Annotated in this window: 20 protein-coding genes and 2 pseudogenes; 14 read left to right on the top strand and 8 right to left on the bottom strand. The window is 50.7% G+C overall.

The window, feature by feature from the left end; translation table 11 throughout:
• Positions 1-5 precede the first annotated feature (5 nt).
• The 7 genes from tyrR to pspA all read right to left on the bottom strand — a co-directional run bounded on the left by tyrR (position 6) and on the right by pspA (position 5,859).
• Positions 6-1,601: a transcriptional regulator TyrR gene (tyrR, locus tag BM191_RS02680; RefSeq protein ID WP_092874766.1), complete on the bottom strand. Its 1,596-nt coding sequence runs from the start codon at positions 1,599-1,601 to the stop codon at positions 6-8.
• 225 nt (positions 1,602-1,826) lie between these two features.
• The gene (locus tag BM191_RS02675) at positions 1,827-2,882 is read right to left on the bottom strand and encodes a TIGR01620 family protein (protein ID WP_092874763.1); all 1,056 of its coding nucleotides are present in this window, start codon (positions 2,880-2,882) and stop codon (positions 1,827-1,829) included.
• Positions 2,879-4,276 carry a YcjX family GTP-binding protein gene (locus BM191_RS02670; RefSeq protein WP_092874760.1) on the bottom strand — a complete coding sequence of 466 codons (1,398 nt, stop codon included), beginning with the start codon at positions 4,274-4,276 and terminating at the stop codon, positions 2,879-2,881. Before BM191_RS02670 ends, BM191_RS02675 begins: the two co-directional genes overlap by 4 nt.
• Positions 4,239-4,508 (bottom strand): phage shock protein PspD, encoded by a 270-nt coding sequence (locus BM191_RS02665; protein WP_092875207.1) that lies wholly within the window; start codon positions 4,506-4,508, stop codon positions 4,239-4,241. The genes BM191_RS02670 and BM191_RS02665 overlap by 38 nt, the downstream gene beginning before the upstream one ends.
• 41 nt (positions 4,509-4,549) lie before the next feature.
• Positions 4,550-4,900: an envelope stress response membrane protein PspC gene (pspC, locus tag BM191_RS02660; RefSeq protein ID WP_092875205.1), complete on the bottom strand. Its 351-nt coding sequence runs from the start codon at positions 4,898-4,900 to the stop codon at positions 4,550-4,552.
• Positions 4,900-5,124 carry an envelope stress response membrane protein PspB gene (gene pspB / locus BM191_RS02655; protein WP_092874757.1) on the bottom strand — a complete coding sequence of 75 codons (225 nt, stop codon included), beginning with the start codon at positions 5,122-5,124 and terminating at the stop codon, positions 4,900-4,902. The genes pspC and pspB overlap by 1 nt, the downstream gene beginning before the upstream one ends.
• A 63-nt stretch (positions 5,125-5,187) precedes the next feature.
• The gene (pspA, locus tag BM191_RS02650; protein ID WP_092874754.1) at positions 5,188-5,859 is read right to left on the bottom strand and encodes a phage shock protein PspA; all 672 of its coding nucleotides are present in this window, start codon (positions 5,857-5,859) and stop codon (positions 5,188-5,190) included.
• A gap of 157 nt (positions 5,860-6,016) precedes the next feature.
• Here pspA and pspF point away from each other — a divergent pair, with 157 nt between their 5' ends.
• The 10 genes from pspF (at position 6,017) to BM191_RS16460 (ending at position 15,406) form a co-directional block, all read left to right on the top strand.
• Positions 6,017-7,024 (top strand): phage shock protein operon transcriptional activator, encoded by a 1,008-nt coding sequence (gene pspF, locus BM191_RS02645; RefSeq protein WP_092874750.1) that lies wholly within the window; start codon positions 6,017-6,019, stop codon positions 7,022-7,024.
• Positions 7,025-7,226: 202 nt separating this feature from the next.
• Positions 7,227-7,463 (top strand): putative hemolysin, encoded by a 237-nt coding sequence (locus BM191_RS02640; protein ID WP_092874747.1) that lies wholly within the window; start codon positions 7,227-7,229, stop codon positions 7,461-7,463.
• 151 nt (positions 7,464-7,614) lie between these two features.
• Entirely contained in the window at positions 7,615-8,130 is a 516-nt protein-coding gene (locus BM191_RS02635) for a YagU family protein (protein WP_092874744.1), read from the top strand.
• 409 nt (positions 8,131-8,539) lie between these two features.
• Positions 8,540-10,147 carry an ABC transporter substrate-binding protein SapA gene (gene sapA / locus BM191_RS02630; RefSeq protein ID WP_230479502.1) on the top strand — a complete coding sequence of 536 codons (1,608 nt, stop codon included), beginning with the start codon at positions 8,540-8,542 and terminating at the stop codon, positions 10,145-10,147.
• Complete coding sequence (sapB, locus tag BM191_RS02625; protein ID WP_092874738.1) at positions 10,144-11,109, top strand: putrescine export ABC transporter permease SapB; 966 nt, start codon at positions 10,144-10,146, stop codon at positions 11,107-11,109. Before sapA ends, sapB begins: the two co-directional genes overlap by 4 nt.
• On the top strand, positions 11,096-11,986 hold the full coding sequence (gene sapC / locus BM191_RS02620) for a putrescine export ABC transporter permease SapC (protein WP_092874735.1): 891 nt from the start codon (positions 11,096-11,098) through the stop codon (positions 11,984-11,986). The genes sapB and sapC overlap by 14 nt, the downstream gene beginning before the upstream one ends.
• Positions 11,986-12,978, top strand: a complete 993-nt coding sequence (gene sapD, locus BM191_RS02615; protein WP_092874732.1) for a putrescine export ABC transporter ATP-binding protein SapD — start codon at positions 11,986-11,988, stop codon at positions 12,976-12,978. The genes sapC and sapD overlap by 1 nt, the downstream gene beginning before the upstream one ends.
• Positions 12,979-13,785 (top strand): putrescine export ABC transporter ATP-binding protein SapF, encoded by an 807-nt coding sequence (gene sapF, locus BM191_RS02610; RefSeq protein WP_092874729.1) that lies wholly within the window; start codon positions 12,979-12,981, stop codon positions 13,783-13,785.
• Positions 13,786-13,935: 150 nt separating this feature from the next.
• On the top strand, positions 13,936-14,724 hold the full coding sequence (fabI, locus tag BM191_RS02605; protein WP_092874726.1) for an enoyl-ACP reductase FabI: 789 nt from the start codon (positions 13,936-13,938) through the stop codon (positions 14,722-14,724).
• A 469-nt stretch (positions 14,725-15,193) separates the two neighbouring features.
• Complete coding sequence (locus BM191_RS16460; protein WP_143088779.1) at positions 15,194-15,406, top strand: hypothetical protein; 213 nt, start codon at positions 15,194-15,196, stop codon at positions 15,404-15,406.
• A gap of 227 nt (positions 15,407-15,633) precedes the next feature.
• Here the strand turns inward: BM191_RS16460 and BM191_RS02600 are convergent.
• Positions 15,634-16,420: pseudogene (locus BM191_RS02600) on the bottom strand (LysR family transcriptional regulator).
• A gap of 1,158 nt (positions 16,421-17,578) precedes the next feature.
• Here BM191_RS02600 and BM191_RS02595 point away from each other — a divergent pair.
• From BM191_RS02595 to BM191_RS17000, 4 genes and pseudogenes are all read left to right on the top strand, one after another.
• Positions 17,579-19,885 carry an FdhF/YdeP family oxidoreductase gene (locus BM191_RS02595; RefSeq protein WP_092874723.1) on the top strand — a complete coding sequence of 769 codons (2,307 nt, stop codon included), beginning with the start codon at positions 17,579-17,581 and terminating at the stop codon, positions 19,883-19,885.
• Positions 19,886-20,036: 151 nt separating this feature from the next.
• Positions 20,037-21,971 carry an exoribonuclease II gene (locus BM191_RS02590; RefSeq protein ID WP_092874720.1) on the top strand — a complete coding sequence of 645 codons (1,935 nt, stop codon included), beginning with the start codon at positions 20,037-20,039 and terminating at the stop codon, positions 21,969-21,971.
• 167 nt (positions 21,972-22,138) lie between these two features.
• The gene (locus tag BM191_RS02585; protein WP_092874717.1) at positions 22,139-24,205 is read left to right on the top strand and encodes a carbon starvation CstA family protein; all 2,067 of its coding nucleotides are present in this window, start codon (positions 22,139-22,141) and stop codon (positions 24,203-24,205) included.
• Positions 24,206-24,299: 94 nt separating this feature from the next.
• Positions 24,300-24,491, top strand: a pseudogene (locus BM191_RS17000) (YbdD/YjiX family protein); the annotation flags it as partial.
• Positions 24,492-24,611 lie beyond the last annotated feature (120 nt).

The following is a 24,611-nucleotide window of genomic DNA, read 5'->3' as shown; positions in this document are numbered from 1 at the left end:
CGGCGTCATTTTCGTGTCTGGTGCCCGCGTTCTCTCTCCTTATCTGTATGTTCACCACGCCGCAGTCCCAGTCCATACTCGCGCAGTTTATTCGCAATAGCGGTATGGGAAACGCCAAGCCTTTTCGCCAGCTTGCGTGTGCTGGGATAGGTGAGATAAAGCCGCGTTAATACCGAGCGCTCAAAGCGACTGGTTATATCGTCCAGCGTCCCGTCGAGACTTTCTTCAGTGATGGCGTCCCCGTCATTATCCTTTTCTGACGGCAGTGAAGCCATATCCTGTACCCGTAGTTCCGTGCCATCTATTTGAGTTAACGCCCGGTAAAGCGCGTTACTCAGCTGTCGCACATTCCCCGGCCAGCTATAGCCGCTAAGTAAGGCCATCAACGGCGCAGAGAGTCGCGGGCAGGTAATACCCAACTCATCGGCAAAGCGGGCGACAAACATTTCACTCAGCGGGATAATATCCTGTGGACGCTCCCGCAGCGCCGGTAAATTGAGTGTGAGCACGTTGAGACGGTAATAAAGATCTTCACGGAATTCACCACGCTGAACTAACGCCAGTAAGTTTTTCTGCGTTGCACAGATGACTCGCACGTCAACATGCACCTCCTGCTCTTCGCCCACCCGGCGAAAGGTGCCGTCGTTTAAAAAACGCAGCAGCTTAGTCTGCATTCGCGAAGACATTTCACCGATTTCATCCAGCAATACCGATCCGCCGTTGGCCTGCTCGAAAAATCCCTTCTTCCCTTCCAGAGCGTTAGGATAAGCCCCCGGGGCGTGACCAAATAACTCGCTCTCTGCAACGTCATCAGGCAGAGAGGCACAGTTTAGCGCCAGGAAAGGCATTTTCCCGCGCGCACTGCGCAGGTGGCAGGCTCGCGCCAGCAGATCTTTTCCGGTTCCGGTTTCGCCAACAAATAGCAATGGCGCATCAAGCATCGCCAGCTTGCGCGCCTGTTCAACAACCTGGCGCATCCTGTCGCTCACCGCCACCATGTGCTGAAACTCTGTATCGTCGTTAACCGAAAGATTCTGCAACTGGCGCCCCATACGCGCCGTTGATTTGAGCATCACCACTGCGCCACTGAGAACTTGTTCGGTGGTGTAAATAGGCGTGATCTCCAATAGAAAATCACGGCCCTGTAGCACCACATGCTGTGATTGTGGGTCGACGCGCGAACTTTCAAACCAGCGCTGAAAATTAAATCCAGCGATTAAGCTTCCGGCATTACAGCTACGTAGCTTATCCTCACTGAGGGCAAAAAGCTGCTGGGCTGCCGGATTAGTCAGCTCGATTTTCGTTTTTAAATCAATGGAAAAAACCGGTTCAGGCAGGGCTATCAGCAATGCACTGAGTGCACGATGTTCCAGCTCAGAAGGCATCCAGCTGACGGTACGAACATCCGTTACGCCGGGGATCCGGCGGATTTCGCTCATCAGCGCACTGAAAATGGTGAAGTCAATAGCGGTAAAGTTAAGATAGATACGCCCTGTTAGCGCAATTTCGATACCACGCAAATCAATGCCGCGCTCAACCAATAAATCCAGTAATTCGCGCGTCAGACCAATACGGTCATAGCAAAAAACTTCCAAACGCATCGGGGCATCCTGATTAGAAAAAGGTGCAGAAGCAAATGATATGCTAACAGCTTGTCCCGAGATAAGAAATCTCTCAGAAAAAGTAGACCTTATGCCAGGAGTAAGCCGATCATCGCCGTACGCTATCAAAACATAAAATCATAAAATACATTATTAACAGACTTATATGCTAAATAAGTGAAAGTTACTGGCGTGGGAAAGCAGAACAGCGCCGGTAGATACCTGTTATTTTACCGGCGCTTTATGCAACGATCCTTTTAACTGAGCGATTAACTCACGGCGGAAATCCCCCAGCCTGGGCTTATCATCCTCCAGCCACGGCAGCGGACGGCAAAGCTCCATCGTTTTTATCCCTAATCGGGCAGTAAGCAATCCAGCACCGATCCCTTGTGCAGCACGGGCAGAGAGACGAGCCGCTAAATCCTGTGACATCCAGTCCAGACCAACTTCACGGATCAGTTCGCTGGCACCGGCGAAAGCAATGTTTAACAGCACCAGACGAAACAGGCGGATACGGCTGAAATAACCCAACTCAATGCCATAGATCGCAGCTAGCCGATTAACCAGGCGGATATTGCGCCAGGCAATAAAGGCCATATCCACGAACGCGAGCGGGCTGACAGCAATCATCAGTGTTGATTCCGCCGCCGAGCGACTGATTTCACGGCGCGCCTGTCGGTCTAGCACCGGCTGAACCAAACGTGCATACAGCACCACAATTTCACGATCGTTATGGGTTTCATGCAAGGAGGCATGCCAGCGCTGCAACGCGGGATGACTTTGGTTAAGGTCGGCTTGTTGTGCCAACTTTTCGCAAAACGCCCGCCCGCCGCCCATACGATGACTATTTAATAACTCCCGACCCGTCTCCCGCTCCTGTACACGCTGGCGCAGTCTGAACAGTCGACGCCATTCAATAATTAACGCACCAACGCCAGCAACAACAATCAGGCTGACCGAAGCCCCCGCTCCCAGTTCAATCCAGTCGCGGTTAACCCAGGCATTGTGAACCCAACTCGCACCCTGAGCCAGGGTACTCACAACAAACAGCGTCAGTCCGAGTCCGACAAGCCGCCGCCACAGGCTTCGCCTGGGACGCAAGGCAGCCTCTACTGCTCGCTCGCCAGCATCCTCGTCAATGACCTCACTGCTGAGATCTTCGGGGATAAAATCACTTTCTGAACTGGCGTCAAAATGTCTGGACGGTTTCAGAACGCTGTCCTTTGACTCTTGCAGGGACTCTGCAAAATCGATGCGTCCTCTCAGTGACTGATTACTCATCGCAGCTTATCTCCCAATAAAAATTCCATAACGGCATCCATGCGTATATGCGGCAACGGCTTGTCAACATCGAGTCGCTGCGGTCTGAACTGCTCAAACTGAAACCCTTGTTTCTGCCAGAAATCCTGTCCTGGCAGACGTGACGGAACCTCGCCAGGATAGAGCGTCAGAGCAGTGTCATCACTTAACCGATGTCCGCGCAACGCGGGAATTTTTTCGCCCTGCTGTTCAACCAATCCACTCTGCGTCGCCTGGACAGCGGCCAGCCCCATACAGTCAACGCTAATGCCTTCAAACGCTGCATTTTGCCAGGCATCCTGGACCAGTTGCTGAAGGAGTGAAACCAGGTTGGCATGTTGATCGGCCGTAATGTGATCGGCTTTGGTGGCGGCAAATAACAGTTTGTCTATCACCGGAGAAAAAAGTCGGCGAAACAGCGTACGCTGTCCGTATGAAAAACTTTGCATCAGCTGGGTTAAAGCCAAACGCATCTCATCAAACGCCTGCGGACCACTGTTAAGCGGTTGCAGGCAGTCGACCAGCACAATTTGCCGGTCGAAACGCAAAAAATGATTGCGGTAGAAGCTTTTCACCACGTGCTGACAGTAATACCGATAGCGCGCCTGAAGCATACCGAAATTGGAGCTGTCGTCAGCCTGCGTCAGGCTGGCTTGCATGGCGTCATCAGCCTGAGGCCAGGGGAAAAATTGCAGGGCGGGCGCCCCGGCCATTTCACCCGGCAGGACAAAACGGCCGGGCTGGATAAAATGCATCCCCCGCTGTTTGCACTGATACAAATACGCGGTCCACTGTGCTGAGATTTCTGCCAGCAGGCTTTCATCGGCAGGCGCCAACGGATCAAGTGAGGCGCAGCTTTTGCGCCAGGCCCGCGCCAGACTGGCACGCTCACCCTGTAGCAAAGCGATCATTTGCCGTGACCAGCTAAGATAATCTTGTGACAGCATTGGCAAATCAAGTAGCCATTCGCCTGGATAATCAACAATTTCCAGATAGAGCGTAGAAGTACTGACAAAATGGCGCATGAGCGACTCACGCGAACGAAACCGCAGTGCCAGGCGAACTTCACTCACACCGCGGGTGGGTGTTGGCCACGCTGGGGATTCACCATAGAGCTGCGCTAATCCCTGATCATAGCTAAAACGTGGAATGCCAAAATCACGCTGGGGTATGCGTTTAACACCCAGTAGGCGTCCTTCGCGGGCAGCGGAAAATAACGGTAGACGTGCGCCGGCATTGAGGCTGAGCAGCTGATTAACAAAGGATGTGATAAAAGCGGTTTTTCCGCTGCGGCTTAGCCCGGTTACCGCCAGTCGCAGGTGGCGATCGGTTCCACGATTAATCAGTGAAATGATTTCGTCTTGCATGCGTTTCATCTTTCTCCCTGATAATCCGTTTACCTAGCCTCGAAAAAATGCGGCTCAGCATGGGTTCCAGCGTCAACGTTAGCAACAGCCGCAGTGGCTTACGCGTGACCGACTTGACCGCCCAGCCGGCAATGCCACCCGGCACTGCAGCAACCGCATTAATAATGATAAATGTTCCTGCGCGCTTCAACGCCGGCGATGAGCGGCGTATTGCCTGATGAAATGACGAAGCTTTGCTCATAATATCTCCCCATCCGGCCCCGCTTTCACAGGTGCCGCTCATTATAACTGGCGAAAACGACTGCGGGTGGAAAAGGTTTCAGAAGTAACATAGCGCTCTACGTCGCGCAGACGATGTTCTCCCTGACGCAGGATCCTGTCTGCCTCGTCCAGCAACTGATGCCGGCTAAGGGGTATCTCTGCGCCGACCTCCCCCGGAGAGCGTGGATCTAGCACAAAACTTAGGATGATATAAAGCACCACGGTAAAAGCGAATAAGCCGAAAAACAGTGACAGCACGGTAATCACACGCACCAGCATCACCGGAATATCCAGATAGTGCGCGATGCCCGCACAAACGCCTTTTATTTTCCCCTCTTCCGGGATACGGTGAAGTTTACGCCCCTGAAACATCATGATTGCCTCCAGTTTGGGTGCTCAGCATCGAGAATTTCCTCCAGTGCCTTAATACGATCGGCCATACGCTGGGCCTGCTGAGTAAGATGCTGCAAACGCTGTATCTCAGAAGCGTTTGGCTCCCCGCCATTCTGGCGGTTACTGTAATGCAACCATAACCATACTGGCGCAACAAACAGCACAAATATGGTTAGCGGTATAGCTAAGAATAATGCGCTCATTCACTCTCCTTGACCTGAGTTTAACGTCCCGACAGCACCGGACATTGCCTCGTATAAAAATGATTATTCTGCATCTCGCAAATTCATGCGCGCTTTTAACGATGCTAACTGCTGGCTTATTTCATCGTCTGCTTTCAGATCGGCGAACTGTTGAACAAGGTTTTTGCTTTTACCAAACCTATGGCTTTCGGCTTCCGCTTCCATATGATCAATACGGCGTTCAAAAGACTCAAAACGGGCCATTGCATCGCTAAGCTTGTTGCTGTCCAGCTGACGACGTACATCTCGCGACGATGCAGCGGCCTGATGACGCAGGGTCAGTGCCTGCTGACGGGCGCGCGTTTCATTCAGTTTATTTTCCAGCTCGCCAACTTCCGCTTTCAGGCGCGCCAGCGTCTCATCAATCTGCGTGACCTCATTATGTAGCGACGCCGAAAGGCTGGTTAACTTTTGCTTTTCAATCAGCGCCGCTCGCGCCAGATCTTCTTTCTCTTTACGCAACGCCAGCTCAGCTTTTTCTTGCCATTCACCGATCTGCGCTTCTGCCTGATCAAGACGCCGTAGCAGCTGTTTCTTCTCTGCCAGCCCGCGAGCTGAGTTTGAACGAACCTCCACCAGCGTGTCCTCCATTTCCTGAATCATCAGCCGAACCAGTTTTTGTGGATCCTCTGCTTTATCCAGCAGCGAATTGATATTGGCATTAATGATGTCAGCAAAACGCGAAAAAATTCCCATTTGTTCATCCTCATAACGATGGCCGTGTATTCATGTTTCTTAATACAAATTACATGCCAACTTTTATCTCACTAATATTTAGACGTTTTAATAAGTTGCATTCGTCTGTGTAACATCTAAAGTGGTGAAAAAAACTAACTACCTGGTGATTTTCATCATGACAGAACATCTGGATACTCTGCTGGGAGAATCAAACCTGTTTCTTGAAGTGCTTGAGCAGGTATCAAAAATCGCCCGTCTGGATAAACCTGTGCTGATAATCGGTGAGCGTGGCACCGGTAAAGAGCTGATTGCACGGCGGCTACATTTTCTTTCACCTCGCTGGCAAGGCCCTTTTATTTCGCTGAACTGTGCCGCCCTGAACCAAAATTTGCTGGATTCTGAGCTATTCGGCCATGAAGCCGGTGCGTTTACCGGAGCACAGAAACGTCATCAGGGGCGTTTTGAACGCGCAGATGGTGGCACGCTGTTTCTTGATGAGCTGGCTAATGCACCGATGCTGGTACAAGAAAAGCTGCTGCGGGTTATCGAATATGGCCAGCTCGAAAGGGTTGGCGGGAGCCAGTCATTGCAGGTCAGCGTGAGACTGGTTTGTGCAACAAATGACGACCTGCCTGCGCTGGCGCAGCAAGGGCGGTTTCGTGCCGATCTACTCGACAGGCTGGCATTCGATGTTGTGCAGCTACCACCTCTGCGCCTGCGACACACTGATATCCTGTTGCTGGCTGAGCAGTTCGCTATCCAGATGTGCCGCGAGCTTGGATTACCTCTTTTTCCTGGTTTCACACCGCGGGCGGTTGACACCCTGACCCATTACTCCTGGCCGGGAAATATTCGTGAGCTCAAAAACGCCGTCGAGCGCTCTGTCTATCGCCACAACAGTAGCGAGGAAGCACTGGATAATATCGTAATCAACCCCTTTGCTACCTCCAGGCATATTGCTGCATCACCGACTGCAAAAGCAGAAAATATCCTGCCGGCACTGCCACTGGATTTACGACGCTGGCAAAACGACAGTGAGGCTAAATTGTTAAGCAACGCGCTTACCGCCGCCAGATATAATCAGCGCACAACCGCCGATTTGCTTGGCCTGACCTATCACCAATTGAGAGCGATAATGAAAAAACATTACAGGGCAGTCAAAAATTCGGTGGATAAAGATTAATTCGTGACCGTTCACAGGATGATAACTTGCTGGACAGGGTTGACTACCAGAGTCCAAAATTGATGGCTAAGTTGCTCCGCTGGCCATTGTAATATTGCATTGTTAAAAATTGGGTAGCTGAGGTTTATCCGCCTGTATAATGACCGTGACTCAATATGTTGCTTTTTGACCAGTTTCTTTTACCTGTTTAAGTTGAACCATAATGAAAAAACTATTTATTTTGATCGCGATGCTAACAATGGCCTCATGTACGGCAAGACATCAGGCGCTTACTCCGCAAACCGGCCTGGCTAACCCTGCTTCGGTTTATTGCGTAAAAATTGGCGGTAAAAGCGTCATGGTCAACACTAAAGGAGGCGTGACCGGAAATTGTATTCTACCCTCAGGTAAAGAAGTCGATGAATGGTCATTATATCGCCACGCACATCATAAAAATTAGTGCCGGATACGCAGGCAATAAAAGCAAAGTGATATTACTAATTTGTTGCGTTATTGTTTAATGCGTAATTTGCATTGCACTGTATCTTGCAGTGATAGCCACAGCATACACAGTGTGCTGACCACATGAACATTAAAGGGTTTTCATTTAAATGCTTAATATTTTCGAAACTACCGCAAAAAAAGAACGTAAGTTTGTTAGCGCTTTTTTCATCGGTATTATCACTGGCATCATCTCTGCTTTTATAAAATCAGGCACTGAAGATATTCTCCCTCCGCGCACGCCAGACCGCATTGCACCTCCGGTAAAAGTGCTTGATGACCTGGGTATAGACTGGCACAACCTGGCCTATCATTATTCCGACCAGATCGTCTATTGGGGAGGCAATGTAGTTCATATTCTTTTTTCAGTCGCCGCTGCCGTTTTTTACTGCATGTTCGCCGAAATTTTTCCGCGTATAAAGCTGCTGCAAGGAATTATTTTTGGTCTGTTTTTCGCGGTAGCCTGTCATGGCATTATCCTGCCTGCATTAAATCTTTCACCAGGCCTGAGCCACCTACCTTTTGATGAAGTCTTATCCGAAATCCTCGGGACCTGCCTGTGGGCCTGGTCAATTGAACTCCTGCGGATCAGTTTACGACAAAAGTTTACCCGTACTAAGGCCTGAACGACCCAATTCGCCGTAGTTATTACGGCGAATGCATTTTATGCCTGTGCTTGTCGTTTCTTAAAGCAGTATTCAGATTACAAAAAAAAAGCCCACGCAAGGTGGGCTAAAAATACTGGAAGCAATGTGAGCAATGTCGTGCTCTTCTTCGGTAGAGCCACCGTTGAAGCGCGAAACAATAATAATCATTCTCGTTATCATTTGTAAAGCCGTTTATTGAGAATTTTTCTCATTTCCATACTCTTCTTGCGCCTATCTTAAATCTGTTTAGCCGCTTTGAAGTTTCCATAAGCTGTAAATTGCGGCTTTTACTCTTTACTCCGCACCAAATTTGAGGCACAGGCTCAATGTACGGTACACTGAGAAAATTGCCTGAATTGACTGAAACTCTATGCGCACATTTCTTCTGATGCTGCTGTTCACGCCTCTGCTGTTTGCCAGACCGGCGCAGGCAGCGGAGAACAAAGACATTCGCCAGACCGGCTTCGTTTACTGTGTTAATGGCGTGATTAAGACCTTTAACCCCCAATTGTCGTCAGGTGGCGTAATCGTCGATACCGTGGCCGCTCAGATCTATGATCGCCTGCTCGGCGTCGATCCTTATACTTATCGGCTAGTACCGGAGCTGGCTAAAAGCTGGGAAGTGAGTCATAACGGTACAACCTATATTTTTCATTTACGTCACGACGTATCGTTCCAAACGACGCCCTGGTTCACTCCTACTCGTCAGATGGATGCCGATGATGTTGTATTCAGCTTCGAGCGTATCTTCAATCGTAAATCACCCTGGCATAACGTAAATGGCGGCCACTACCCCTATTTCGACAGCCTCCAGTATGCCAACGCGGTGAAGAGCATCCGCAAACTGGATCGCTACACGGTAGAAATCCAACTTGAAAAACCTGACGCCTCCTTTCTCTGGCATATCGCAACCCACTACGCGCCAATCCTTTCCGCTGAATATGCCGCTAAGCTTGCCCTTGAGGGCCGTAAGGAACAGCTTGACTTCAAACCAGTCGGTACCGGCCCTTTTCAGTTGCAACACTATCAGCCCGGACAGTTTATTCGCCTGCAACGCAATCCTTCCTACTGGAAAGGAAAACCACGCATGGAAACAGTCGTTATCGATCTTTCAGCCGGCGGAACCGGGCGATTATCTAAATTGCTGACGGGTGAGTGCGATGTCCTCGCCTACCCGGCCGCCAGCCAACTCTCGATCTTACGTGACGACCCGCGTTTGAGGCTGACATTACGACCCGGAATGAACATTGCTTACCTAGCATTCAATACCAGTAAAGCACCACTCAATCAACCTGACGTCCGTCAGGCTCTGGCGTTGGCGATCAATAATCAGCGTCTTATAGACTCGATCTATTACGGTACGGCAGAAACTGCCGCCTCAATTTTGCCACGCGCCTCCTGGGCATTTGACAACTCGGCACATGTCACCCCTTACGATCCGGATAAAGCAAAAAAGGATTTACAGGCGTTGGGCATAAAAAATCTACATCTGTCACTCTGGGTGCCGTCAGCATCCCAGGCATGGAACCCTAGCCCGCTGAAAACTGCCCAGCTGATTCAGTCAGATTTGGCACGGGTCGGGGTGCAGGTCACCATTCATCTCCTGGAGGGGCGTTTTCAGGAAGCCCGCCTGATGGAAACGAATCACGATTTGACGCTGAGTGGCTGGGCGACGGACAGCAACGATCCGGATAGCTTCTTACGGCCTTTGTTGAGCTGCGATGCGATCAGTTCACAAACCAATCTGGCGCACTGGTGCGATCCGAGATTCGATGCCCTGTTGCAAAAGGCTGTGCGTTCTCAACAACTGGCAACGCGAATAGAAGACTATGATCAGGCACAACAAATTCTTTCAAGCCAGCTGCCGATACTACCGCTGGCCTCTTCACTCCGTTTGCAGGCCTATCGATATGATATTCACGGGCTGGTATTAAGTCCTTTTGGCAATGCTTCATTTGCCGGGGTTTATCGTGATTCTGACAAGGAAAATCCATGATAATTTACACCCTCAGACGTCTTCTTCTCTGGGTTATTACCCTGTTTTTCCTTTCGCTGGTCGGCTTTAGCCTGAGCTATTTTCCTCCCCATGCGCCGCTTCAGGGGGACTCATTGTTTGACGCCTGGCACTTCTGGTTTAAAGGGCTGATGCACTTTGATTTTGGCGTATCAAGCATCAACGGCATAGCGATCAGTCATCAGCTGCGCGAAGTATTTCCCGCTACGCTGGAACTGTGTATTTTAGCCTTTACAATGGCACTGTTAGTCGGAATTCCACTGGGCATTTGTGCAGGGGTTTTACGTAATAAATGGCAGGATAAGCTGATAAGCACGGTAGCATTGCTGGGTTTCTCGCTGCCGGTATTCTGGCTGGCGCTGCTGCTTACGCTGTTTTTCTCACTGACGCTCGGATGGTTGCCAGTTTCTGGCCGCTTCGATTTGCTCTATCCCGTGGTAAATATCACCGGTTTTGGTTTAATAGATGCCTTTCTTAATCCGCCACAATGGCGTCATGAGATTATCATCAGCGTCCTTCGCCACTTGGTCCTGCCGGTCATTACGCTGTCCGTTGCGCCAACAACCGAAGTTACGCGCCTGATGCGTATTTCAACGCGCGAAGTAATGGAGCAGAACTACATTAAAGCAGCCGCTATTCGCGGCCTCTCACGCTTCACTGTTATCCGTCGGCATGTATTGCACAATGCGCTGCCGCCGATTATTCCCCGCCTCGGACTGCAATTTTCTACCATGCTGACTCTGGCGATGATTACCGAAGTGGTGTTTAGCTGGCCTGGAATGGGGCGCTGGCTGATTGACGCCATTCGCCAGCAGGATTACGCCGCTATTTCTGCCGGCGTGATGGTGATTGGCGGCTTAGTGATTAGTGTTAACGTCCTGGCCGACATTTTTGGCGCAATAATGAATCCACTTAAGCACAAGGAGTGGTATGCGCTTCGATAATCTCTACGCAGAAAAGCGGCAACCCAGCCCACTACGCCACACCTGCCGACTCTTCTATCGTGATACCAGCGCAATGATTGGCTTATATGCCTTCATCGGCCTGCTATTCTTATGCCTTTTCGGCAACCTGCTGGCCCCTTACAGTTCCGATCAGCAGTTTCTTGGCTATCAGCTGTTGCCACCCTCCTGGTCTCATTATGGGGATGTATCCTTTTTCCTCGGCACCGATGATCTAGGCCGCGATGTGCTCAGCCGTCTGCTCAGAGGCGCGGCACCTACGGTCGGTTCTGCAATAATTGTGACTCTGCTTGCCTCGCTGTTTGCCACGTTGCTTGGCATTTCCGCTGGATTAACTCACGGATTACGCTCCGCGATACTTAACCACATCCTGGATACCTTTTTATCAATCCCATCGCTACTGTTAGCCATCATCGTTATCGCCTTTATGGGTCCGGGATTCGATCATGCTCTGCTGGCGGTATTTCTCGCAGTGCTTCCGCGTCTGGTGAGAGAAATTTACAGTGCAGTGCATGATGAAATGGAAAAAGAGTATGTTATTGCCGCCCGGCTTGATGGCGCCCATAACAAGAGCATTCTATGGTATGCCATACTGCCTAATGTAGCCCCGCGGCTGGTCTCGGCATTTACTCGTGGATTATCGATGGTGATCCTCGATATTGCGTCACTGGGCTTTCTGAACCTTGGCGCCCAGCTGCCATCGCCAGAATGGGGCGTAATGATGGGCGACTCTTTGGAACTGATTTATGTTGCTCCCTGGACCGTTATGCTGCCTGGTGCCGCGATTATGATTAGCGTACTGATTGTTAACCTGCTGGGCGAAGGTATTCGACGCGCGATTATTGCGGGGATTGAATAATGGCATTACTGGATATACGTAACCTGACCATCGAATTTATGACTGCCGACGGGCCGGTAAAAGCCGTCGATCGCGTCAGTTTGAGTCTTGCTGAAGGCGAGATTCGTGGGCTGGTGGGAGAATCCGGTTCTGGGAAAAGTCTGATAGCCAAAGCGATCTGCGGCGTAACCCGTGAAAACTGGCGCGTCACCGCCGACCGCATGCGTTTTGAAGATGTCGACCTGCTAAATCTGACCGCCCGCGAACGCCGTAAGCTGGTTGGGCAGAATGTATCCATGATTTTTCAGGAGCCACAGTCTTGCCTCGACCCCTCCGAGAGCATCGGCCGACAGCTGATACAGGCGATCCCCGGCACAACCTTTCGCGGCCGCCTGAGCGAGCGTTTCCGATGGCGTCATCGTCGCGCTATCGAGTTACTCCATCGGGTAGGCATAAAGGATCACAAGGACATTATGGAGAGCTTCCCTTATGAGCTGACTCAGGGCGAGTGTCAGAAGGTAATGATCGCCATTGCTTTGGCAAACCAGCCACGTCTGCTTATTGCCGACGAACCCACCAATGCGATGGAACCAACGACCCAAGCGCAGATATTTCGCCTGCTTGCACGATTGAATCAGAATAATAACACCACCATCTTACTCATCAGTCACGATTTGCAAACCATGAGCCGATGGGCCGATCGCATCAACGTAATGTACTGCGGTCAGACGGTTGAAACTGCCGACAGTGAGGATTTAATTACCGCACCACATCATCCCTATACGCAGGCATTAATCCGCGCAATGCCTGATTTTGGCCGTTCGCTACCACATAAAAGTCGTCTGAATACCCTACCCGGCGCTATCCCTTCACTTGAAAGCCTGCCGATTGGCTGTCGCCTTGGCCCGCGCTGTCCTTACGCACAGAAAAATTGTATTGAAGTACCACGACTGAACGGCACCAAAAACCACCTGTTTGCCTGCCATTTTCCGCTGAACCTGGAGACGCCCTGAATGGTTGAAACACTGCTCGAGGTGCGTAACCTGAATAAAACCTACCGCTATCGGACCGGCCTGTTTCGTCGTCAGCATGTCGAAGCGGTAAAAAGCGTCAGCTTCACCCTGCGTGAACGCCAGACACTGGCGATCATTGGTGAGAACGGGTCGGGGAAGTCGACCCTGGCAAAAATGCTGAGTGGTATGATCGCGCCCAGCGATGGCGACATTATTATTGATGATCATCCGCTAGCTTTTGGCGATTATGGCTACCGTAGTCAGCGTATTCGCATGATTTTTCAGGACCCCAGTACCTCACTTAATCCGCGTCAACGTATCAGCCAGATTCTGGAGTTTCCTCTGCGCCTGAATACCGAACTGACAGCCGAAGAGCGGCAAAAACGCATTGTTGCTACCTTACGCCAGGTCGGGTTGCTACCCGACCACGCCGCTTACTATCCTCACATGCTGGCACCGGGACAGAAGCAGCGTATCGGTTTGGCGCGTGCGCTCATTTTACAACCAAAAGTTATTGTTGCCGATGAGGCACTGGCATCGCTGGATATGTCCATGCGTTCTCAACTGGTTAATCTGATGCTTGATCTTCAGGATAAACATGGGATTGCTTATATCTACGTTACACAGCATCTGGGTATGATGAAGCACATCAGCGACCAGGTGATCGTAATGCATCAGGGCGAGGTGATTGAACGTGGCGGCACGGCGGATGTGCTCTCCGCGCCGCTGCATGAACAAACCAAGCGCCTGATTACCAGCCATTTCGGCGAAGCATTAACTGCTGAGGCCTGGCGAAAAGACAAATAACCAACTGAATTATAATATCATTCAATCGTGTACGTTGTCAGATTAACGCCGTTAAACGAGTTGTGCTAGAATCGCCGGGTCGATTAACGCAGGCCGTATCTATAATCTCTCCCACGGCCGCAACAACAATGACTTATAAGGATTACAGCTATGGGTTTTCTTTCAGGTAAACGCATTCTGATTACTGGCGTTGCCAGCAAACTTTCCATTGCCTATGGTATTGCGCAGGCAATGCACAAACAGGGTGCAGAGCTGGCCTTCACTTATCAGAACGACAAGCTCAAATCCCGCGTGGAAGAGTTTGCCAAAGACCTCAGCTCTGACATCATTCTGCCGTGCGATGTTGCTGAAGATGACAGCATCAAATCGTTGTTTACTGAACTGGCAAAAACCTGGCCCAAATTTGATGGCTTTGTACACTCAATTGGCTTCGCGCCGGGCGATCAGCTCGATGGCGACTACGTAAACGCTGTAACCCGTGAAGGTTTTAAAATCGCTCATGATATCAGCGCTTACAGCTTCGTTGCGATGGCGAAAGCGTGCCGCCAAATGCTCAATCCAAATTCTGCGCTTCTGACGCTCTCATATCTTGGAGCAGAACGCGCGATACCTAACTATAACGTTATGGGTCTGGCTAAAGCCTCGCTGGAGGCCAACGTGCGCTATATGGCAAACGCTATGGGCCCGGAAGGGGTGCGTGTTAACGCGGTCTCAGCTGGCCCAATTCGTACGCTGGCCGCATCCGGCATCAAGGATTTTCGTAAAATGCTGGCGCACTGCGAGGCGGTAACGCCAATCCGCCGTACCGTCACCACTGAAGATGTCGGCAACTCTGCCGCTTTCCTGTGTTCTGATCTTGCCGGTGGCATTACTGGCGAAGTGGTTCATGTTGACGGTGGTTTTAGCATCGCCGCAATGAACGAGCTGGAGCTGAAGTAAGGGCTACGCGTGGGGCTGCGGCCTCACCCTCTTCTTTCCGTTATAGCGCCTGCAACAAGTTAATGCTGAAGATTCTTTTATCTGACCGCAAGGTCAGGCGAGGATAGTCCTGATATTCATTCTGTCGCCGCCCTGTTACTGCATGGTCAGCGCTGATAACAAAGCCTTTCTTTATGGGATCACCTCACTTTCCCGGTAATAATCACGGGTATCACAAGACCCTTGCCATCGGGCGGAAAGACACGCCGCCACGGAGGCAGATCCCTTTTTACTGGATGCCACCGGAAATCATGCAGAATTACTACAGCTAATGCGCACCAGCGTACGATGTTGCAAATCTCCGGGGGCCTATACCCGCAGCTTTTACCCACGCAGGTAACCACCAGTCACCTGCATACGTTAACGCTTTATGAGCGACTGAGCAGCGCATTATGGGTTGCGCAGCTTAGCAGTGTTCAGCAATTGTGCAATGATTATGCCGCCAGACTCAATCCGCAGGACCGGCCTGACGCTGGCCGACATTATCACCTTCCACCAGCTGATTGGTTTTATAATCTATCAGGCATGTATTATTGCCGGAATTTATGCATTCCGTCGACAGCACGTGAGATGGCTACGAAGGCGGGATATCAATCCGGATGCGCCTTTTGTTGCAATAGAAGACCCGTATAGATGGCACTGACCTTTACCGTGCCCGCAAAACAGCCATCTTTCAGCCAGTTAACGTGACATTGTCACTCAATGTGCTGATTAATATCTTCGATCAGGCGTGTTTAACCTGGTGCTACTGGTTAAAAAAGTTTCACTGACAATGAGTCAATTACAGCGGCAGGCAGATAACATTAGCCCACCGGCTGAGGCTGTATTCATGACAGGGGTTGGTGTCTGCAACGGTATTGCGATAAATATTCAGGAAAGAGCGTTAATCCTTGCTACCATCTGGTTTACACGTGCAACGTGAAAAAAATGCCCAGCCAGCGGCGTGACCCGACCTGGACTGGCAATCGCTACGGCACCGTAGCGTGCCATTGGGGGCATATTTACCGGTAATGCATGCAGTGACGGCAATAAATGCCCCACGGGCGATATCGCGCAGCCCAGCGCAGAGTGCACCGCCAGCATCAGTGGGAAAATCGAACGACTTTCCAGCACGATACGCCGCGTCACTTTTGCCTCGCGGAAAATAGTCCGGATTAAAAATCAGCTTAACATCGCAGTCAAAAAGCGGCTGGGCCTGAAACTGGAATCTGCTCAGCGTTGCCAGCTCAAACGAACCAATGCCGACATCAATGGTATGACTTTGCAGCGCCTCCCGCAGCTGGTCGGCACTCAGCACCGCCACGCAGTTATCCGACCGGGGAAACGGCTGGTTAACGCTTTTTAGCAGCGCGGCAAGTGCAAGGCTACATGCGGCACGATGCCAATGCGTAACGTCCCGTTGACGCCCTGCTTCAGCGACTCCACTTCCAGCTTTAACCCCTGTTAAACTGAAACAATTTCGCGTACCCAGTCCAGCACTCGCTCATCTCCTGCGGTAAACCCGGCAAAATTATGGCTGCGATTAATTAGTCGGACGCCCAGCTCACGCTCCAGATTTTTCAACCGCATTGATCACGTCGGCTGGCTGACGAAGCTGCCCGGCCAAAGTGGCGCTCGCGTTCAAGGTTACAGGGTATATCAATTGCATGATGTCTATTTTATTTCTCTTTTGCGGGATCATTTTATCTGGCATGAGGAGAAAAAGGAGCGCTGCATAGTCTGCCAACTGCGCTGGCTACCCCCGAACATTCCAGGTGTTTATCCCATCTCAACACTCATCTATCATCGACTAATTCAATGAGTAATTATTAAGATCGCTCAAACAGCGGGTACCAATGGCTCACTCACAGATCGTCCAGCTGAAAAAATATTGGTTTGAACTCATCTTATTGTCGTAGATAACTCATTCGAAAATCTCATTTAAAATCATCCCCGACCCAAAAAATAAACATATTCACTTCCACAGTGCCAGTGAAATAATAACGTTAAAAAGAAATTCACCTCTCTTCTGATGCAGTATATGTCTATGCGAAAGAAAAAATCACTTGTTCTAATCAGCATCAAATTTATAATAGCCCTAAATCGGATCCAGGAAGGATGAATGTCATATTAACGCGAAAAATTTCTGCCGCACGCTTAACAACATGAAGATTATTCTTAATTTAAAAAATGACAAAATATTTACCTTACGAATAGTAAATATTTATTTAAAATATTAATCCGCACTGGAGTCACACAAGTGCAAAATTTTTGCGATTGAGTTCTGTATACTGGATAACTCTAATTTTGGTACCACTTATCGATTTGTAATCCTACTCTCGGGGCCTGCCCCTCTGGCTGACTGACCAAATGCATTAATACCACTAATGTTTAATTTTAAATAAAAGCGCTGAACTGTAACAACATTTTCATTTCTAACCTGTCATTTTGCTAAAGGTAAATACCAATTACAGCGAAAATCTGATTATAAAATTCAGATGCTCTTTACTTATCCGAATCAAACAGTCAGATTTAGGGAACTCGTCAGCGCAGACCGAATCCTTTACAGTGCGCCTAAAAAGGACAGCCACTTATGATACAACGTTCAGGAAGCAGCACGATCCTAAATCGGTTAACATTATCACTCACCATTTGCTCCTTGATGGGCAATAAATGACCTCTTTTACCCGAGCTTACGTCCATTTACTCGCCACGACAAACCAGACTAATCGCACGATTTCCTCAATCAATTAGACAATTTATTTACATACAGCCACAATAATAAAACTATTAAGACAGATAATGCCAATAACTAGCCAACAATCTCTCGCCGACTATGAAATTTAAATCGCAGATCAAACCGTACCAATCAGCCGCTGGCGGCTGGGGTTCACTGGAAGCCACCACCCGTTTCGTTTTTGACAGCAAGCAGGTCATTAAAAATTTGCGCAATCTGATGCACGTAAACAAGGCAAAAGGCTTTGACTGCCCAGGCTGCGCATGGGGCGACGATAATAAAAGCACGTTCAGTTTTTGTGAAAATGGCGCTAAAGCGGTAACTTGGGAAGCGACTCGTCGCTATATTGATGCCGATTTCTTCAAGCGCTATAGCGTGACTCAGCTGTATCAGCAAAGTGATTACTTTCTCGAATATCAGGGCCGTATCGTTGAGCCACTTCGCTACAACCGCACGACCGATCACTATGAGCCAATCAGCTGGGATGACGCATTCGCTTTGATTGCCCGACATATCAAGTCGATGAGTAATCCGCATCAGATGGAGCTTTATACTTCTGGTCGCGCCAGTAACGAAGCCTCGTGGTTATATCAGCTGTTCGGCCGTATGGCCGGCACCAATAACTTTCCCGACTGCTCGAATATGTGCCATGAAGCAAGCGGTACCGGTTTAAAGAACAGTATTGGTGTTGGTAAAGGCACAATTCTGCTTAACGATTTTGAACAGGCTGACGCCATCTTCGTTTTTGGCCAGAATCCTGGCACCAATCATCCTCGGATGCTGCACAGCCTGCGCAACGCTGCCGATCGCGGCGCCCGCATTGTGACCTTCAACACGCTACGTGAGCGCGGTCTGGAGCGCTTTTCCGATCCGCAAAAGCCGGTTGAACTGCTGACCCCCTTATCAGGCGCAATTAGCTCTACCTATTATCAACCCCGTCTGGGGGGGGATATGGCTGCGGTACGTGGCATGGTAAAAGCATTGCTGGAAATCCATCGCCTGCGCATCAATGCAGGCGAAGAGGGGATTTTCGCGCAGGCGTTCATCGCTGAACATACCCAAGGTATGGATGACTATCTTGCGGTGGTGGACGCAACGGACTGGCATACTATTACCCAACAATCCGGGCTCAGCGAGCAGCAGCTACGTCATGCTGCGACGGTTTATCAGCAGGCCGAGCGCGTTATCTGTACCTGGGCGATGGGGATCACTCAGCACAAACATTCGATTGATACTGTCCGTGAAATCGTTAATCTCCAGCTACTTTTCGGTCAGCTTGGTAAGCCGGGTGCCGGTCTGTGTCCGGTTCGGGGACACAGTAATGTGCAGGGTAACCGGACGATGGGTATCGATGAAAAGCCGGGCGCCGCATTCCTCGATAGCCTGGCGGCACATTTTAACTTTTCGCCGCCGCGCGAAGCCGGACATAACACCGTGCAAGCATTAGAGGCGATGCTGCGTAACGAAATTAAAGTATTCATTGCGCTGGGTGGCAACCTTGCCGCCGCCGCACCTGATAGCCCGCGTACCGAAATGGCATTGCAGCGTTGTGGGCTTACCGTTCAGATCAGCACCAAGCTCAACCGTACTCACCTGGTACCAGGAAATGAGGCGCTGATTTTGCCAACGCTTGGCCGTACCGAAGAAGATATACAAGCCAGTGGCGCCCAGTTTATTACCGTCGAGGACTCATTCAGTATGGTTCATGCCTCGCAAGGCGTTGGTAAGCCGCTATCCGACACACAGCGTTCGGAAACCGCAATAGTGGCAGGCATTGCTCAGGCGACCTTAGGCAACGAGAAAATAGACTGGCTGGCGCTCGCCGGAGATTACAACCTGATACGTGACCATATCGCCGCTACCATTCCAGGCTTTGCAGACTTCAATCAGAAATGCGAGCATCCCGGTGGGTTCTGGCTGGGAAATGCAGCGGCGCAATACTGCTTTAATACCGATAGCGGTAAGGCCAATTTTAGCGCGGCCAGTCTGCCCGCTTCGTTATTTCCGTCTATCGGCCAGAATGAAGCGCCCTTCACCCTACAGACTCTGCGCTCTCACGATCAGTACAACACCACTATTTATGGTCTTGACGACCGCTACCGGGGCGTATACGGCCAGCGCGAGGTGCTATTTATTCATCCTGATGATATGACTGATATGGGGCTGAAAGCCGGCGACAGCGTCGATATCGAAACACTCTGGAATGATGGCATCATCCGGAAAGTGGAAGGGTTCAAATTGGTACCCTATGCGATCCCTCGCGGTAACCTGGCCGCGTATTATCCGGAAACCAACCCACTTGTACCTCTTACCAGCTATGGCGATGGCACCGGGACGCCGACGTCAAAATCAGTGCCGGTAAAAATTACCCTTTCGCAAAATCATGACGATCTACGTATTGTCTGATAGTGCGCTTAGCCCGTGCGTGATACCGTACGGGCATCCCCGTCGCACCCATGTTTTTCTCCGTTTACTGCGGTCAATATTAACCTTGCCGCCCGCGTGCTATTCGCGTAAAACTGTCACCCGCTCTTAGGCCACTAAAACTGTTGAAATTATGTTCCAGGATAATCCGCTGCTTGCGCAGCTCAAAGAGAAGCTTCACTCCCAAACCCCACGCGTTGAAGGTTCAGTGAAAGGCACGGAAAAAGGCTTTGGTTTTCTAGAAGTAGATTCGCAGAAGAGTTACTTCATTCCACCACCGTTTATGAAAAAAGTGATGCACGGAGATCGCGTGGTAGCTATCCTCCAAACTGATAAAGATCGCGAAATTGCCGATCCGGAAACGCTGGTAGAGCCATTCCTTAGCCGTTTTGTCGGTCGGATACAGAAAAAAGACGATCGCCTTTTTATTATTCCTGACCATCCGCTGCTCAAAGACGCTATTCCCTGCCGCCCGATGCGCAATGTTAGCCATGAATTTAAGGTGGGAGACTGGGCGGTCGCTGAAATGCGTCGTCATCCGTTAAAAGGCGATCGCGGTTTTTACGCTGAGCTAACCGAATATATCACGGCCGCTGATGATCACCTGGCCCCCTGGTGGGTGACGTTGTCACGTCATAATCTGGAGCGTGAAGCGCCCTCAGATGCACCGATCGCGATGCACGACCAGGCTACGCAGCGCGAAGATTTGACTGCTCTGGATTTTATTACCATTGATAGTGCCAGTACTGTCGATATGGACGATGCGCTTTACGTTGAAGAGACGCCCGGCGGCGAACTACAACTGACCATCGCTATTGCCGATCCAACCGCGTGGATCGCCGCCGGTAGTAAGCTGGACCACATTGCTGCCGTACGCGCTTTTACCAACTACCTGCCGGGATTTAATATTCCCATGCTGCCGCGCCAGCTTTCCGATGATTTATGCTCACTGCGCCCTAACGAACGTCGGCCTGCGCTGGTGTGCCGTGTGACCGTCGCCAAAGAGGGTAGCCTCGGTGATGACGTGCATTTTTTTACAGCCTGGATCGAATCCAAGGCCAAGCTGGCGTATGACGACGTGTCAGACTGGCTGGAAAATAGTGGCCGCTGGCAGCCACAAAGCGCAGCGATAGCCAACCAGATCCGCCTGCTGCATCGCATGAGCCTTGCCCGAAACGAATGGCGTCGGACTCACGCTCTGGTTTTCAAAGATCGGCCTGATTATCGCTTCCTGCTTGGTGAAAAGGGTGAGGTGCTGGATATTGTCACCGAACCACGTCGCACCGCCAATCGTATGGTTGAAGAAGCGATGATCGCGGCGAACATTTGCGCGGCAACAGTATTACGCGACCAGCTGGGCTTTGGCGTCTACAACGTCCATCATGGGTTTGATAGCGCCAACGCCCAGCAGGCCAGCGCAGTACTGGCTAATCACGGTATTGTCGCTGATCCGCAGGCTATGACTACCCTGGAGGGCTTCCGTACGTTACGAAGAGCACTCGACCAGCAGCCAACTCAGTTCCTCGATAGCCGCATTCGGCGATTCCAGTCTTTCGCCGAAATCACCAGCGAACCCGGGCCGCACTTTGGCCTTGGCCTGGAGGCTTATGCAACCTGGACCTCGCCAATCCGTAAGTATGGTGACATGCTCAACCACCGCCTGCTGAAGGCGATTATAAACGGTGAGCAGGGTCAACGTCCCGATGCCGATGCCATACAAAAAATGAGTGAGCGCCGTCGTCTCAATCGCATGGCTGAGCGCGATGTCAGCGACTGGCTGTACGCGCGTTTCCTGCGAAATTCAGCTGGCACCGATAGGCGCTTCAGCGCTGAGATTATCGACATTTCTCGCGGAGGTATGCGTGTAAGATTGTTGGATAACGGCGCAATGGCCTTTATACCTGCCCCCTTCCTGCACACGGTTCGCGATGAACTTATTTGCAGCCAGGAAGCCGGTACCGTCGGCATAAAAGGGGAGATCATCTGGCGCGTTTCTGACCTTATTGAGGTCACCATCGCCGAAATACGGATGGAAACCCGCAGCATTGTTGCCCGACCGGCTGCGTAAAATACGAGGTGAGGCCGCAATGGCCTCACCCCGGCATCGTCATTAAAAAACACTTGTTAATTCACAGATTCCTCAGCAAATACCTCCGCTAACAAAAAATTACATTACTTTTAATTTTCCATAAGCCTTCCTGATATGTCATCAGTGGAAAGACAAGGAGTTAAGTAATGAAAAATCTCAAATCCAGTTTAATCTGGACAGCAGTGACGTTGGTGGGTGTCGCCGCTTTTGCCATGCTGGCACTGAAGCGCGGCGAGCAGGTTAACACCCTCTGGCTGGTCGTCACCGCAGTAGCCTGTTACTGCATCGCATATCGTTTCTACAGCCTGTTTATTTCCCGACGAATTTTTGAATTGAATGATAACCGTCTGACCCCTGCCGAACGCTATAACGACGGACTTGATTATGTTCCGACCAATAAATGGGTGTTATTCGGCCATCATTTCGCCGCCATCGCAGGTGCCGGACCGCTGGTCGGGCCGGTGCTGGCAGCACAGATGGGATTTTTGCCCGGTACTGTCTGGATACTGGTTGGCGTGGTGTTTGCCGGCGCCGTACAGGATTTTCTTATCCTGTTCATTTCCACCCGCCGCGATGGACGCTCTCTTGGTGAAATGGCGCGTCAGGAACTTGGCCCTTTTGCCGGCGTGGTTACCATGTTGGGCGCATTTGGCGTCATGATCATCATTCTGTCTGCACTGGCATTGGTGGTAGTAAAAGCACTATCCAACAGCCCCTGGGGGCTATTTACCATTGCCGCAACGCTGCCTATCGCCCTCTTGATGGGTATCTATATGCGTTTTATCCGTCCTGGCCGTATTCTTGAGGTGTCGGTGATCGGTTTTGTATTGATGATGGCCGCAATTGTCTATGGCGGCTCAGTGGCACAGGACACGTTTTGGGGGCCATTCTTTACCCTGAAAGGCACCACGTTGACCTGGGTTTTAGTTATTTACGGCTTCGTTGCATCTGTGCTACCGGTTTGGCTGCTGCTGGCACCGCGCGACTATCTGTCAACCTTCCTCAAAATTGGGGTGATCCTTGGCCTTGCACTCAGTATCGTTATCGCCATGCCCGTATTAAAAATGCCTGCCGTGACCAGGTTTATAGACGGTAGTGGGCCAGTATTTGCCGGGAATCTCTTTCCGTTCCTGTTTATAACGATTGCCTGCGGCGCTATTTCTGGCTTCCACGCGCTGGTATCCAGCGGAACAACGCCCAAGCTGATTGAGTATGAAAGCCATATCCGCGTCATTGGCTACGGTGCGATGCTAATGGAGTCATTTGTCGCAATAATGGCGCTGATTTGCGCTTCGGTAATCGATCCGGGGGTCTACTTTGCGCTCAACGCCCCTGCAGCAATAATTGGTACAACGATTGAACAGGCCGCACAGGTAATCAATAGCTGGGGCTTTGTGCTGACGCCAGAAACACTGACGCAAATTGCACATGATGTCGGTGAAACTTCAATACTTTCACGCGCCGGCGGTGCCCCGACCTTCGCCGTGGGCATGGCTCATATCCTCACCGAGGTAATAAACAGCCGGGCTATGATGGCCTTCTGGTATCATTTTGCTATCCTGTTTGAAGCACTGTTTATTCTTACCGCCGTGGACGCGGGTACCCGCGCCTGCCGCTTCATGGTGCAGGATCTGGTGGGCATGGTTATACCTTCGCTGGCGAATAACCGTTCCTGGGTGGGAAATATTATCGGCACTGCGGTTGCCGTTGCCTGTTGGGGATTCTTCGTTTATCAGGGAGTCATCGATCCATTAGGTGGCATTAACACCCTGTGGCCGCTGTTTGGTATCGGCAATCAGATGCTGGCATCAATGGCGCTGATCCTCGGCACCGTCGTGCTATTTAAAATGAAAAAGCAGCGTTATACGTGGGTCACTATCCTGCCAACCATCCTGCTGTTTATAACTTCCATGACTGCCGGCTGGCAGAAGATTTTCGATGCCAGCCCGACCGTTGGTTTTCTCGCTCAGGCGAAAAAGTTTGCCCGTGGCATCGACAATGACATGATCCTCGCCCCGGCAAAAACCATGACAGATATGCATACTATCGTTATCAGCAACCAGATTAACGCCGTGTTGTGCGGTTTTTTCATGCTGGTTGCCGTTACAATGCTGATAGCGGCAATATTTGTGATACGCAAAGCTCTGGCAAGTAGCATCGCCACAACCCACGAAACTTCGCCTATATTGCGTAATGAGGTTGACCATGTTTAGCGCGGTAAAAACACCTATCCGCCCCCCTCTGTCCGGGCCATTTAAAACGTTCACCCGGCTAAATGAGCCGGTTATTACCTCACCAACCGGCTGTCGCCTGATATTGAAACGGTTAATTCAATGTTTCCGGCTGATGGTTGGGGTCCGGGACTATCAGACCTATCTGGATCACATGCAACGCATACATCCGGAGAAGACGCCGATGACCGCCCGTGCGTTTCATCGTTATTGTGTCGACGCACGATTTCCCACTAACCCCGGTTCTCCAGGGCGATGTCCCTGCTAGCAATATTATCCCGGCGTGCGCCCGGGGTATTTTTCAAACTTCCAGCCTGCCTGATTATAAAAATATATCCACAATGTTTCTTGTAACCGTACAGATAGCTGAATACTGTTGTTAAAATAG

It is taken from the genome of Izhakiella capsodis (assembly GCF_900115045.1).
Taxonomy (GTDB): Bacteria; Pseudomonadota; Gammaproteobacteria; order Enterobacterales; family Enterobacteriaceae; genus Izhakiella; species Izhakiella capsodis.
The sequence above is the reverse complement of the archived record's forward strand: the minus strand, read 5'-3'. Positions and strand labels throughout refer to the sequence as shown.